7 protein-coding genes are annotated in these 14432 nt (G+C 57.0%); all 7 read left to right on the plus strand.

Annotated elements, in window-relative coordinates:
* The first annotated feature begins 47 nt into the window (after positions 1-47).
* The 7 genes from XH84_RS10745 (at position 48) to XH84_RS10785 (ending at position 14366) form a co-directional block, all read left to right on the plus strand.
* Positions 48-488, plus strand: coding sequence for a hypothetical protein (locus XH84_RS10745; RefSeq protein WP_128948230.1), 441 nt, complete (start codon positions 48-50; stop codon positions 486-488).
* Between the two features lie 28 nt (positions 489-516).
* Entirely contained in the window at positions 517-1599 is a 1083-nt protein-coding gene (locus XH84_RS10750) for a HigA family addiction module antitoxin (RefSeq protein ID WP_164937352.1), read from the plus strand.
* Positions 1600-3310: 1711 nt separating this feature from the next.
* A complete protein-coding gene (locus tag XH84_RS10755; RefSeq protein ID WP_245471684.1) occupies positions 3311-6508 on the plus strand; it encodes a hypothetical protein in 3198 nt (1065 codons plus the stop codon).
* A gap of 95 nt (positions 6509-6603) precedes the next feature.
* Positions 6604-7974: a hypothetical protein gene (locus XH84_RS10760; protein WP_245471685.1), complete on the plus strand. Its 1371-nt coding sequence runs from the start codon at positions 6604-6606 to the stop codon at positions 7972-7974.
* A gap of 67 nt (positions 7975-8041) precedes the next feature.
* The gene (locus tag XH84_RS10765) at positions 8042-10288 is read left to right on the plus strand and encodes a di-heme-cytochrome C peroxidase (protein ID WP_245471686.1); all 2247 of its coding nucleotides are present in this window, start codon (positions 8042-8044) and stop codon (positions 10286-10288) included.
* 698 nt (positions 10289-10986) lie between these two features.
* Positions 10987-11259, plus strand: coding sequence for a hypothetical protein (locus XH84_RS10770; RefSeq protein WP_347338870.1), 273 nt, complete (start codon positions 10987-10989; stop codon positions 11257-11259).
* Positions 11260-13982: 2723 nt separating this feature from the next.
* On the plus strand, positions 13983-14366 hold the full coding sequence (locus tag XH84_RS10785; protein WP_245471687.1) for an EAL domain-containing protein: 384 nt from the start codon (positions 13983-13985) through the stop codon (positions 14364-14366).
* Positions 14367-14432 lie beyond the last annotated feature (66 nt).

Here is a 14432-nt window from a genome sequence, read left to right on the forward strand (position 1 = left end):
CCTGGTCTCCTGTGTCTGGCGCGGTTCGGCGCCCCGTGAAGGGGAACATGGCAGATTCGCCGGCGAAGTCAAGCAAATACGTTACCTATTGCGTAACGCTTTTCATTTCAAATGGTTGTGGCCCGCGCGCCATCCCCAATTGCGCCTCTCTTAAAAAAGTGTTTCCTATTGCTAAACGAATCATTGGGCTTATCTTGTTGATACTGTTTGGAAGCGCTGCCGAGCAGCGTCTCTTCTCTACCGCCGAGCTGCTCGATCGGCGCTTTGGGCCCAGTCTTTCAGGAAAGATCAAGTCGCGGCTGCTGCTGCTCAGGGCCGCACCGAACCTGGCGATGGTCCCGACATGCCAGCCCTACCGCCTGAACAAGAATTCGCGCGGCGAGTACACGTTGGATCTGCTGCCCCCTAAGGTGCTTCGCTTCGCGGCCGAGGGCAGCCGGACGCCGCAATCCACGATCAAAACCGTGAAAATCCTTGCCGTCGAATGACGCGGGGAAAAGCAAACGGAGAAGAATGATGCCGCAGGAGCAGCACATATTCGAGCCGGACTACGCGCTCAGTCCAGGCACGTTTCTCGAGGAAAGTCTCGACGCGATGGGAATCTCGGCGAGAGAACTCGCTCGTCGTTGCGGGCGCTCCGCGAAACTGATTGTCGAAATACTTTCGGGCAAGGCACCCGTTGAACCAGAGACAGCCTTGCAGTTTGAAAAGGTGACAAATGTGAATGCGGCGGTCTGGCTCAATCTTGAGTCCGAGTACCGCCTCCATCTCGCCAGAGAGCTCGAAGAGGTCAAACTATCCGATAGCTTTTCATGGGCGCGTGAATTTCCTCTGCGCGAATTGCAGGAAAGAGGGGTAATTGGCCAGCCAAAGGACCATGCGGATAGCGTGCGCAAGCTCCTCCAATTCTTCGGAGTGGCCGGCATAGACGCGTGCGAAGCTTCATTTGCTTCGTACTCGATTGCATACCGTCACTCACCTTCCTTCCAGACGGATAAAAAGTCCTTATACGCGTGGCTTCGTATTGGCGAGATCGAGGCTGACGCCATTGATTGCAAGGATTTCGATCGCGCGACATTCCTGAAGTCGCTTACGCGGCTCAGAGCATTGACGGTAGAAAGTGTTGACGAAGTTCTTCCTCAAATCGAGAGCATTTGCTCCCGCGCGGGAGTCGCATTTGTGCTTGCACGCCCACTTGGGAAGATGGCCCTAAGTGGAATCTCTCGTTGGTTGACGCCGCGGAAGGCCCTAATTCAACAAACCATGAGACATAAGGCTAACGACCACTTCTGGTTCACATTCTTCCATGAAGCGGCGCATCTCCTCCTTCATAGCCGCAAAACGGTCTTCGTCGTCGATCCTGGGGCCAATACGACTGAGGAAGAGGAAGCCAATCGATGGGCTGCCGAGTTCTTGATCCCCGCAGCAGAGCTCGCCCGGTTCATTCGTTCCGGAGACTTTTCTGACGATGCGGTCGTGGAGTTTGCAAGCGAGCAGGGAATTGCGCCTGGCATTGTGGTGGGGCAACTCCAGAAGAGAGAGCATCTCACATACAGGCAGTTGAACAATCTTAAGCAGCGGTTTGTTTGGGAAGAGTGACGCCTGTTGCGGTGACTGCAAAAGCGTTCGCGCAGCCTCTATTCGCCCAGCTTAGATAGAAAGTCCGAACAGCGAACGTTTCTTCTGCCAAATTCCCGCTAGCGAGGTGGTGCTCTGCAATGTGAAGCGAAGAAATATGACACAGATGAGTTAATTCGCTGCCGCAATCACACTCATCCAGGTGCGACTCCCGGCTCCAAAGGCCGTCCCCACCCACACGATAGAACCAGCCCCGGCGTGCGTTTAAAGTTCGCGATAAACGGATCAATGAATTCAGCATCACCGCTCCCCAAACCGCTCTGGCTGAGAGTGGCTTTGACGGACGAACTCTCTGAGTCGCGATGAGCTTGCTAGCGTTAGCGCCGTGCCAGCTCGCACGGCCCAACGGCATCCACTCGAAGCGGGGCCCGGGGAACAGCAACCCGACGACCCAGGATTCAAGCCCTCGGACCGCCGAGAGTCCCCTGTGCCTTGATGAGGGGCTGAGCTGTCGGGGCTGCGCGCCATGACGGGACGTTTCGAAACTCGCTGGTTTCCTTTTATTCGCGATGCTCTTGATACCCAGCTGTTGGGTTTTTAGTCGATATAGCCGGTCCCGGCAGAGCTCCGCGCGTGCGGGGCGCCCATGATGTAGGACGCGTCCCGATGGAAACGAACTGGCACCGCGTGAAGCTGGCGAGTCCCCAGCCCAGCGAGTAATCAACAAGCCACGCACAAGAGAAGCATCAGCAAACGGTATGCCGCGGCATTGCTAGGGCTTCCGGCCGTACAGCGCGGGCGGACGCGTTCGCCGAGCAAACCCCAATCGTCTGATGTGGGTAAGATCGATGATCGCGGGAAAAATCTTCGAGAGAATACCGCATTTGTGCGGACTCCCTCGGATCGAAAGTCTATCCGACTTGGTATCTTGTCTTGGAGTGGCCGACATCGAGCTCGCGCGAGAGAAAGGGCAGCTCGGTCCTCCAGATTGCGTTCGACTGCGATCTGCTCTTGGGAATTAAGGCGTGCAGTAGGGTCCAGCCACCGTCGTACGGCCGCGATCTCGTTCCGCAGGAGTGCTGGATCGACGAGTCGGCAGCCCACGACCGTCACGTCAGGAACAGTCTCGAACGTTCAGTCGGGTAGTGGCCGAGACATATCCGACATCTGGCACTGCTGGTGTGCTGATGGCACTGGCGCGAACGTAGACGAGCCGAGATCACATGTCCCCAGTGGCTGGATAAGCAGGCTGCAGCTCGGTGAGCTCGCAGGCGTGAGGTCGCAAAGCTTCAATAAAGTTGCCGGATTGCCTGACGCGGTCCGCGCGTCCGTAAGCATTGAAGCGCGCGTCCGGTGGTGACGACCTGCAGTCGACCGGTCACGAGAGTGAGGTGCGAGCATGCGGCTTTATTGCGTTCTAAGGAAATGAGTGAAGAAAAAATGCGCAAGGGGGCGCATGGAGAACATAAATCGTCGACATCACAGGTTTGATCCTCAGCATCTAAAATCTCTTGACGATTCAAGAGAATATTCGATAAATCGCGCCACTACTGTAGGTTACGTTCTCAATTTTCAGGGCGGTGTCCGATAGGAGATCTCCGGTCAATTTGTTGCGCGCCGCCCGCTATCTACCGCGCAGGCCTTCGGACGAGGGCTAGTACGAGTTTGTGGGAATCCAAGCTTATTTGCTCGCTCGGGACTATCTCCGATGACAGTAAGGGAAATCGACGCGATGACTGTGCCCGAGCAGCTCTTTACATTGCTGCGCAACCTCCGGTGGATTGCTGTCTTTTCGGTACTCATCTCAATATTGCTGTACTTGCCAGATCAGATTCAAGAGCTCTACCGGATAGCCGCTGACGACATTGGGTGGGTAACCCTCAAAGAGTTCGTCGCCGTGGGCGTGATTGCGCTAACGATCTGGGCAGCCGCTTTTCAGCTTAGCGCCGCAACCCTGCCTCATATCCCGCCCGCTAGGGGGCGCGTGGCGTTTTATATCAAAGTTGCACCCATTGTACTCGGAGGGTTGCCGATCATCGCCGCGACGGCAGGTCAACTCGCCTCGCGGCCGGCTGAAAAGATCGGTGAAGTCGAGGAGGTCGGCAGCATCTTCCGCATTCAGGACCAAGCGCTCGCCTTCGAGCGGAACATGCTGCTCATCCTTGCGCTTGCCATGTTGATCCTGCTCGCCTCGTTTGTTGTATTCGCCTGGCGGATGGGATCAAAGCATCGCTCGGCCGCACTCGCGAACCGAGCGAACATCGCCTATTTCATCCGCTATAGATTTCTCGCGCTCACGATCGGCGGCATCGCCCTGTTGACGACCGGGTTCGTTTTGTTTCCGGACAGGCTTGCACAATTCGTCGGATCGTTCGGCGTAATCGCTCTCTTTTCGATGTGCGTGGCAGGTCTCACCACCCACTTTGCACTGCTGACGATCAGGTTCAATTTTCCTTTTATACCGGTTGTGTTTGGCGGCTTGTTCCTGGTTGCCTCATTGTTCGGAGGCGATGACCACGGGCTACGCAGCGTGGCCGGAGCAACCGGCCCATCAGAAGAGATGCGCATTTCTGCAGTCGAATCATTTCGCGATTGGCTTCGGCAAAAACCGCGCCTGGCCGAGGCCGAGAGGCTCGGGGAATATCCGGTATTCATTGTGGCTGCCCAGGGCGGAGGCATCTACGCAGCCAACAATGCGGCGCGCTTTCTTGCCAGGATGCAGGATCTCTGTCCGGCATTTCGGCAGCATCTGTTTGCGATAAGCGGCGTCTCCGGAGGGAGCGTCGGCTCGGCAATCTTCGCAGCTGCGCTTCACGCCGACAATGCGCCACTTGATATGGTTGCTCTCGACGTAAAGACATGCCCGAAGATCGCCGACTTTCTGGCCGGCGTCGGCCGGGCCGAGGATATCGATGCCCCTGGGCACGTAGAACAGCGCGTTGCAAGCATCTTGGAGACTGATTTTCTCTCGCCCTTGGTTGCCGGTTTTCTATTTACCGACTTCACCCAGCTGTTTTCTCCGTTCGCTATCCCAAGTTTTGATCGCGCGCGTTTTCTGGAGTACACGCTGGAGAATGCTGCAGACAGAATGCTCAAGAACCGCAAGGGCGCTGGCGACCAATCCAATCTGCTAAAGGCCGACTTTCAGTCACATTGGACACCTTCCAACAATATGCCGGCGCTGTTGTTGAATACGACGGATGCCGGTAGCGGCAAGCGAGTTGTGATCTCGCCATTCGATATCGACCCGCTCCACGCGAAAGACAAAGACCTCTGTATTCTCTCGATGCTTGATCGTGGCGGCACAGGAGCCGATCAAACTGTCAAGAGCCACTCGCTGCGGATTCCGCTTAGTGCCGCGGCCTTTACCAGCGCTCGGTTCCCATGGATGACGCCGGCAGCGACGGTCTCCTTGCGGAACGATTGTATTACCGCCAATCCGCAGGCGCGCCTCGTGGACGGCGGATATGTCGAGAATTCCGGAATAGAGACCGCGCTCGATTTGATTGAGCGGCTCAACAGCATCAAGGGCACCTCCGACGCGCCAAAATTCCGGATTTATCTGCTGTCGCTGGTGAGCGGTCAGTTTGGAGACCACGGCTCTTTCATGTTCGGTGAGCTCATGGAGCCGGTGCGCGCGCTCTTGAGCACGCGAAGCTCTCGAGCCTATGTTGCGCTTAATCACGCCACCAATATCGATCGTCGGCCGGAGAGCGAGGTAACGCCCAGCGTGCAACGCTTTCCAACGTTCGGTCGAATAGACATAACAGGCTCGTTTTACAACCTGCCGCTTGGTTGGACGCTATCTCAGAAAACGGAAGACATCATCTCGCTAAGCAGCGGCCGCTTTTGGGATTGTGTGCCGAAGGATGACTTCGATCAATCCCGCAAGAAGCAGAGCAACGCGGATTGCTTGCAAGTGAAATTGTTTCACCTCTTGAACGGATCCGTCGCATCTGCATTTGAGGCGCTTAGGGACGCCAAGCTTGCAAAGGCTGCTTACGCCGATGAGTTGCAGAAGGAATACAGGCCCGCTTCAAAGATCAAGCCGCAGCCGTTACTTGCTTGCTATGAGAGCAAGTGGTTGCAGGAGCATGGCTATCAGAAATACCAGGATAAAGTTTCTGCGTACGAGCACCAGCTGGCGCAGTCGATCAAGGACCGTTCGCCGGCTCCTGCGCCCGTGTCGCCATATCGAAAGAGCTATATGGCTTATTTCCAGGCCGAGCAGGTCAAGGCGTTGCTGCAGGAATGGGACCGCATCGAGGAGAGCGATCCACGGATCCTGGCCTATATCCTCGGGGCAATCTCCTACGACAGCGCCGATTTTACACACAGCAGCGAAGACTTCTCTTACAGCGCGGTCTCTCAACTGCCGCGCAAATGGCGCGATCGAATAGAAAAGAACAACGCCGACCTCGCGGCCGCGAACAAATCGCCCGTCGGCATGGAGGCGTTGCTCAACCATCCGAAGGAATTGGCCAACTTTGTTCTTGGTTACGAGGGCAACCCGTTCGGAAACCAGGTGGGGACGGACGACGGTTGGCTGTTTCGTCCACGAGGAATGTATCAACTGGTGGGACGCGAGCAATATCAGGAAGCGCAGAATCAAATGCAAAAGCTCGGAGAACTGGCGGGGCTTGATCTCCTCACGCTTCCCGACGCACTGCGCGATGCGAAGATCTCAGCCAAGGTCGCCTTTGCTCACTTTCGGCTTCATCCCTATCAGAACCGAACGCTGTTTGAGTTGCTTAAGGATCCGTCGAAGGACTGGATCGCCGTGCGCGCGCTTCAAACCGACATGGAGCATGGCCCTGTCGATAGGGAGCGTGTCAATGCAAGAAGCCAGATGTTTCTCGGCTGCATTGAGGAGGCGTTACATCCGACGCAACTCAAGACATTGCAGAGCAAATTTTACGGCAGCGAGTAAGCATCCTGATCCCCGGCCGCGGGCGGGAATTATGTGACTGAAAGCGATGTAGATCGGACTTTCGAGTTTTTAGTCCTACAGGGGAATTGCTGACGATGGCAAAAGGTGAGATCCGCCGGTCAAAACTTGATCGGCTGTTTACAAGTCTGCCCGCAGCGGGGCTGATCGTCGCCGTTGCCTTGGGAGCAGGAACAGCCCGGGCCGAGACGCCATCGAAGCCGCTTTCGGCCAACGACGTGTCCATCCTGTTTCCTCCACCGAAAGCGTCACCAGACCTCGTCAATCTGATCGCGGTGTCCGATCTCACTGGCCCCACTGGGGCTCCGCAGCGGCTTTTCTCTGATGAGGATTTCGCGCGTTTTATCGCAAACGCCGAAAATCCAGAACACAAAGGCGTGCCGGACTCGGGCGCGCGCCGCATTGAGCTGCCTGATATCGTGAAAAAGATCGATGCCTGGTTCGTTGCGGGAATCCGGATCGATCCGGGAGCCCCGGGATTATCTGCTGATGTCATCGCCCAGTTTGGCCGGCAACCGCAAATCCGCCTGATCATTCAGCCGGTGACCAATGGACCCCAAGGATTCAAGGTCCATGACACTGCCGGTCATCTTATCTTCAGTTTCAACCTCGAGCCTGATTCACCTCTTGATGGTTGTGGGCCATTCCCGCGATTTAAACCTGACGATCAAGCTTTCAAGGCAATCGTTCATGACGTTGCATCTTTGCGTGATCAACTTGCGGCGGGAAAGTTCGGCAATGTCAAGGTCTCGACTGCCGGTGACATGAACGTGCACCCGGGCCTTATCGGTGCATCCGCAAAACCGTTTCGTGATGCCCTCAAAGCTTTGCTGGAAAAGCATCTCTCGCCGCAGCGTCTCAACACCATGGCTGTCATGGGAATTTCACCGCCCGAACCCTGGGTTTTCGTCTCGATGCTGAGGGTTCCGCAGGTCGGGTTGATACCAGTGCCTGGCCCGACGCTCGACGGCCTTCATGCCGCGCAGATGTTCAGCATCGTCGGCCAGACGCACGTGGTCCCGCGGCCCGTCACGAACAACCAGAATCCGACGACGTGTCGGCACGCGACGCTGCAGAATCCTCCCTTGCCGCTTGCCAATCGTAAGGGTGTTTCGACAGCCGATTTCATCGATGCGAACGTGCCAAATGGCCGCGTACTCGAGATCGTCAATGTCATTGCCGATACGAAGAAGAGTCATTTCTTCAATACGGACTGCGTGAGCTGTCACACCGAGACAGCGCAGCCGCTGGCCAGGAAAGTGCAAGGCTTCGCGGTGCGTGGGGTGAGCCGAGCCGTTCTACCGAAAGAAGACTGGAATGTTCGCAATTTCGGTTGGTTTCCCTCGTTCTTGCATGGTGGCCCAGCGGCCGCGACCATAACGCGACGCGCGGCAGCCGAGACCGCTGACGTCGTCACCTTCATCAATAGCCAATTGCTGAACAAGTAATAAGCGCATTGCTGGCTAGCGCGCTCGCGCGGCAGCAGGCGCATTTGAGATTCAAGGAGAGTTTAGGATGGGGGCACGTTCGTTCAGCTCTTGGGTGGGGGGCGTGGTGAGGCGGTGGCCTCATGTCGTCGCTCTCTTGTTCGCGATTGTGTTCGTCGTGGCGGCGCCAATAGGGATGGCGTATTTCGCGCCGGAGAAGCTTCGCGATGCGGCGCTTAAGGTCAAGAATGACGCAAATCTGGTGGCGCAATTGCTGCCCGCGACACTGCCCGCACCATCGAAAATCGATAGCGCATACTGGCTGCCGCAGAACTGGAGTGCGCGGCAGCGTTACTGGTTCCACCACACGTCCCAAGGCACGGCGACTATTCCCGTGCCCTATAGATGGTTCCTGGCTCTAGAACGTCCTGAGTTGTCGGTCCGTTACACGAGCCTGACGGATAACGAGTATCTACGACGCCTTGGTTTTATCCCAAGTCCGAGCTCAAAGGACTTCGACGCTAGCTCACCTGCGCACGGCTATCAGGAGGATGCCAAGGGCGTTAGCTCCACTTGGACAGCTAGCACGCCTGACAATGCCAATGGTTTGCCTGTGGGTTTCGCGATCCTGAAAGGGGGCGTCGACCCGACAACAGGAAGTTCCTACGAAGATCAGATCGGACTAACCTGCGCCGCCTGTCATACCGGGCATCTCGAGTACAAGAATGTCAGCATTCGCTACGATGGCGGGCCGGCGATGGTCAATCTTGGCGAGGTTGAACGGGTCATTGGGTTATCGATCGGCTATACGCTGATTTTGCCGTGGCGGTTTGAACGCTTCGCCGACCGGCTGGAAAGCATTGAAGGTCGAAGCGTCGACCGCGGGAAGCTTCGAGGTGATCTGGAGCGCGCACTTCAAAAGATCAAGAAGCAAAAGGCCGCAAACGATGGCCTTTTGACGAGGCAGGGCGTGACGAACCTCGACGAGGGTTTCGGTCGGCTTGATGCCTTGAACCGGATCGGCAACCAGGTCTTCTACACCAATTTTCTCGATCCAGCGACCGGAGAACTCCCAGATCCGCTCCTCAAGGGCAACTTCGCGCGCAACGACGCCCCCGTGAGTTTTCCGCCAATCTGGGACACGCCGTACTTCCTTTGGGCGCAGTATGACGCCTCTGTTCTCAACGAGCTTGTTCGCAATTCGGGCGAAGCGCTCGGCGTCAGCGCGAAAATCAATATGAGGGCACCCGCGCCGGGACGGCCGCTATTTGAATCATCCATCCATCTATCGGACATTGCGCGTTTCGAGGAGCTTTTGCGCGGTACCGATCCCTTTTCGTCGGCGGAGGCAAGCGGCAGGAAATTCAACGGGCTTGTCGCGCCACGATGGAAGGATGCGCAGGACAGGTTCAGAGGCGAGCCGGCCTGGGCCATTGACGAAAAACTCGTTGAGAAAGGTCGCGATCTTTATCGCTCGCACTGCTTTGAATGCCACCGAGGGCCCGTCAACGATCCCGCATTCGACGCAAAGTGGCCGGAAGATTCGTTCTGGAAGCCGGAGAACCCAGATCGCTCTGCGAAGGGCGAGAAGAATTGGGTGGAGATCGGCGGACGCCACTATTTCAACGTTGCTCAGCTGCCGGTGAACGTGATCGGCACCGATCGTCAACAATCCAATGTCCTGACGACGCGGCGTGTTCACTTACCTGCGTCACTCGGCCTCAATCCGACCGATGACCTGAACAAAGCCTGGGGATGCGGCCTTCCGGCCGATCCGGCGCCAAACCCCTTATTTGTGCTCGCGCTGATGGATGTCGTGGGCAAGACGATCGATCAATGGAACCTCGCGAACAACTCTTCCGAAAAAACCAAGCAGCAGATGTGGGGGCCGAGGAAGAATTGCCAAAACCCGCGAGCATACATTGCAGCGCGGGGGCGCCGTAACGGCAAGGACGAAGATGTCGTTGCCCTTGAACCTCAGTACCGCGCGCGTCCGCTTGACGGTATTTGGGCAACAGCTCCGTATTTGCACAACGGGTCCGTGCCGACGCTGAAGGACATGTTATTACCCGAGGGTCGGCGGCCGAGCTCTTTCTGCGTGGGCAGCCGCAAATTCGATCCTGTTGACGTCGGGCTTGTTGCGAAAGTACGAGCGAACGACGCCTGCGCGGCTGGCCTGACGGACTTCAACGTATCTTTGCTTGGGAATAGCAATCGCGGGCATTCTTTTGAGGGCAAGGAAACCGACGTAACGAAGCTGCCGCCTGGGGTCATCGGGCCAGAATTGACCGACGCCGAACGGCGGGCGCTTCTAGAGTATTTGAAGACGCTGTAAGGAGACCGTCACGCTGGAAGCTCGGCGCTCGCCGTCCTACGGCAGAACCAAGTCGATTTTCTTGGGAACGCCTCGTAAACACTTGAGGACATGTCGCTCAAGGTCCTGCGTGGGAGTTGCCGGAATTCCCTTCGGGGATCGGATGACGGCGGCGGTCCTTGATTCGATTGCGGGTCACGCCGGGCTTGGCTGATCAATTCGATCAGAAGGCTGAACTCTGGCCAGGATTAGAGCCTTAATCAGGAGGAGAGGCGTGATCTTCTTCGGTGCTGCTAACTCAGGAGGTGCTCCCGCCCTCGAGCTGGTGCAGAGTGCGCAGACATCTACTCAGAACGTGAACTGGATCGCACGCGCGGGCTAGTCTAGCGTCATCGACAGAGCTGGTCGGGTTCACGCATTGAATAGTCGCCGATGATTGATGATGCGCCACGAGCGGACATATTCAACCGCGAGGTCAGCTTAGCGCGTACAAGACCACCAGGCTATCGAACCACTTGTCCGGAGTGTGTCGGCAATCTTCGCTAAAGACACCAGACTTGATGACGCGCGACTTTCTTCATTGTATGATCATGCAACCTTAAGTGACGAGGTTTAAGAGCCATCCATTGCCGTTCACATTGGTGCAGTTGATAATATTTATGTCGTGAAAGTTGCCGTTCAGTGCAGTCTTTGCACCGCTCCATTGGAGGAGAACTTCTATGCTCAACTCCGAAACCATCGCCTGTCTCCGTCGGATTCTGGATGAAGTGTGCAAGGGGCTGTCGCGTGACGAGACCGGCATCCGAGCGCACGTCGCCTCCAAAATTCTAGAAGCCGCCTCTCGCGGCGAGACGTCCATCGAAGTTCTCAGGCAAGTTGGGCAGAACGCCTTGACCAGTGCTCCCTCGATGTGGCTACAGCAAGGTTCTCGTCGATCTTCATCCGAAAGTAGCGATGGCGGCGAACCTGCCGGCTCAACCAAACAGGATTAAGCACGCCGATCCGAATCCCATCAGCAAAGCGTCCGCGAGCTGGAGCCATTCAGGGCGTGCGTCGTCGTAGAAGGCCGATCCGGAACGGCTAAGCGCGTGAAACGGCATTGTCGTAAACGGAATCAATTAAGGGTTGGCCAGCGGATCTCGCGACGCGGGATCATTGGCAGGGATTGACCAAGCACCCCGCAAAGAACCTGGGGCGATTTGGTGCGCAGAGACTGCGACCAGCGCAAGTTCGAGTAAACTATTCTGGCTGGGGGCGGAAGCGCGCCGGAGGCTCAAGGGAAAAATATCAGGCCGTGCGATGTCGCGTTCGCGAATTAGAACCATTGAGCAACCTGTCGCGAACTGTCACTCCGGCCCGTCGAGATCGTCCGACTGCTACATGCCGCGCGGTGCTGACTTTGATCGGATCGCGCGGAGAGTGCTGGACACTCGCTAGGTCTTCGGGAAACGTGCCCCTGCAGGAAGGCTCTTGGCGATCAAGCGAAGGGGCGAGGTGATAAAATGCGGTCCGGCGGACCTGATCAGCGAGCCAACCGGAGCAGGCGAACGGAAAGCGCGAGAAGACCGGCGAAGCGTCGGCTGCTTGCATCGCAGATCCGGCTGGACCGCGGCGATTAGTTCGGACTTCGCTCTTGGTTTGTCGCATAGCTTTGCGTCATCCAGCAGCTTTGACGAACAAGTACGTCAAGACGGTTGGGTCGTCGGTCGCGCATGACGTCAGCGAGCCTGGGAAGCGCGCAACTGACAAGCGGTCAGCAATTCAGTTCGCGCCTATGCAACAAGCTGACCGTTACCCCTGCTTGTTGTTTGCGAACCATAGGTGGCTGTCTGTTTCAGTATCGAAGCTAACCAAGTCGATTTTGATGTTACTTTGGCCTCTTCCTCATGTTCGAGAGCTTCTCGCCTGCGCTGCTCTCGGTTACTACGCCGCCACTGGAACTAATTTTGCCTTGTCGTCAGCTCTGTGAAGGTGTCGGTGCGAGCGTTCCGACGCGCTATTGAGCTGTCCGATCCAAAAGGTCGTCGAGCCGCATTCGCCAAAGTACACGGCAAAACTGACGGCTGCGCCGCGACATCGTCCACTCCACCGAACTCGCTTAAGGAGCCAGCCATCTGCCGATAAGCAGGCCTCGTTCAATTTTATGAGAGTTGCCCAAATTGAACGGGACTTTGCCCCCGTCCATTCTCCATCGCGCAGAGCCAAGCTGCTAACGCCCCCGCCGGTGAGCCCCTATCTTAAGCGGGCAATGCGACCGATCTGCCAAGCGGACCAGCAAGACTCAAAGCACAATTTCGCGCGGCGCGAGCTGCTTACAAGCAGCTTTGGCTGCATATGCAAGTAAGCTTAACGGAGTTTACTGCGGCTTGTGACGAACCTTAGGTGTTGAAAGGGGCTTTGTTGCGGCGATGCGCATCTTGCACGATGGCTCGGCCGCGTGGATGCGTTGTTATCCTGCTGGTGCATTCTTTCATTGTCTTCTCTGAAATCCAGCATTTTTGGTGCGTGTGTGATGATGCTCACGCGCCTTAAGGTTATTTGACGAAAGACGGGGGATCTTAGGAGGATGGATTCTGGCTCTGATCTTGGATCGGGCACTGCCTTCAGCCTCATGCCGCCAATAAGGGCAAAAATAGCCCGCCAGAATTTGCGGCTAGCAATGTGAGCGCGAAGTCGCTGCATTGTCTCGCGGTCGCACGGTTTTCCTGCGGGGCTCTGTCTCTATTTTGTGCGGTCAACCGCCCGGAAGCTAACCGCGCTCCGTAAGGAAAATCTACGCCGCCGGACAGAGCCAAGAACGTAGGTCACAGCCCTGCAGACCTGCATTCGGTGACGAGCGCAGATTTCGCAAATCGAGGGATTGAGTCCGTTGTGATAGGCGCGATATTGCATGCCACTTGGAGCGCGTGAGCCGGGGATGATTTGCAAGGCGCCCCCTCGCACAAGATCACTGAGGATGATTTCCGGTGCGACAAAAAGGCATTTCCCTGTCATGACTGCCGGTAGAGCAAGATAACTGTGATCGTACCGCGCGCCCGCTCGTATGGCGTGGCTGTCCCTCAAGGCTGTGCTTGAGGCCCGGATCCCGTAATTGCCATAAATCATCATCTGGACGTCCTGCTTGCTGGGGACAGGGATTACCAAGTTTCCGTTCGGCGCCTCACAACATCAAATCAGTTCTCTGGCGGCGCGAAGTGCGCAATTCTTGTTCAAATTCCGACAGCGGCACAAAGCCCGTCGGGTTCAAAACACTGGTCGCCGTGAACTGCCGTTGAGCTATTCAAGCGCAATTAGGCACTTAATGCGCGCAGACGATGCTGGCACAGACGTTGCTACTAGGTGCAGCAGTACTGAAAGTGCGGTTGTCTCGCCGCCAACGATCCAGCTGGGGGCTCTCGTTTTCCAGCTGATCCGCAAAAGACATTCGACAAGCAGGCAGTCTTCTGGGCACCCGAAGTGCTCTCGACCGTACTGCCTGTGCGGGCGGCCAACTCCGTGGCGCCTAAAAGCTACCAGCTCGATTTCGGCAATCTGCCGGGTAGCGACCTTCGTCGCGCGCCGGATGGCTGGCATGCCATCGTGTCGCTCGGAGGCGCGAAGCATAGCCTTTGGCTGAGGAGACTTCCGGCGAGCGGGTCTGCTGTCGTGCTCGACCTGCCGCTCGAAGCGAATTTGGAGCTTCGCTTGCAGGCCGCACGTCGATTTTGGCTCGCCCTTGAGCATCGGCCGCTCGGAACGCATCCTCTTGCTTTGCCGGCCTGATCGAGGGCGCCCCGCAGGCCTAGCATTATCTCTTGGAACGGCAGAGCGCGGTCGATCTGTCGATCAACCTGCCGGCACCGTATGTGAGAAAGCCGCAGGCGGCGGGCGACTCTGCCGCCGGATGCCGATACATCCAGCCTTTGGGGGGCTGACGATTGAGATCGCCAGCGATGAGGCGATTCACGACCGCGATTTTCTGGCCGAGATCGCTCGCGAGATGACTTTGCACAATATCGGCCTGTCGATCGACAATCTCGGCGCCAACTGGCCGGAGCTGATGGGACTCAGGATTCCCTTCATCGAGCTGAAAGCCGACCGGCAATTCGTCGCCGGCTGAGGCAATGATCGGCTGAAACGCACGATGTGCCGTCACGTCGTCGAACTGGCGCAGGGCTACGGCGCG

This window comes from Bradyrhizobium nanningense (assembly GCF_004114535.1).
Lineage (GTDB): Bacteria > Pseudomonadota > Alphaproteobacteria > Rhizobiales > Xanthobacteraceae > Bradyrhizobium > Bradyrhizobium nanningense.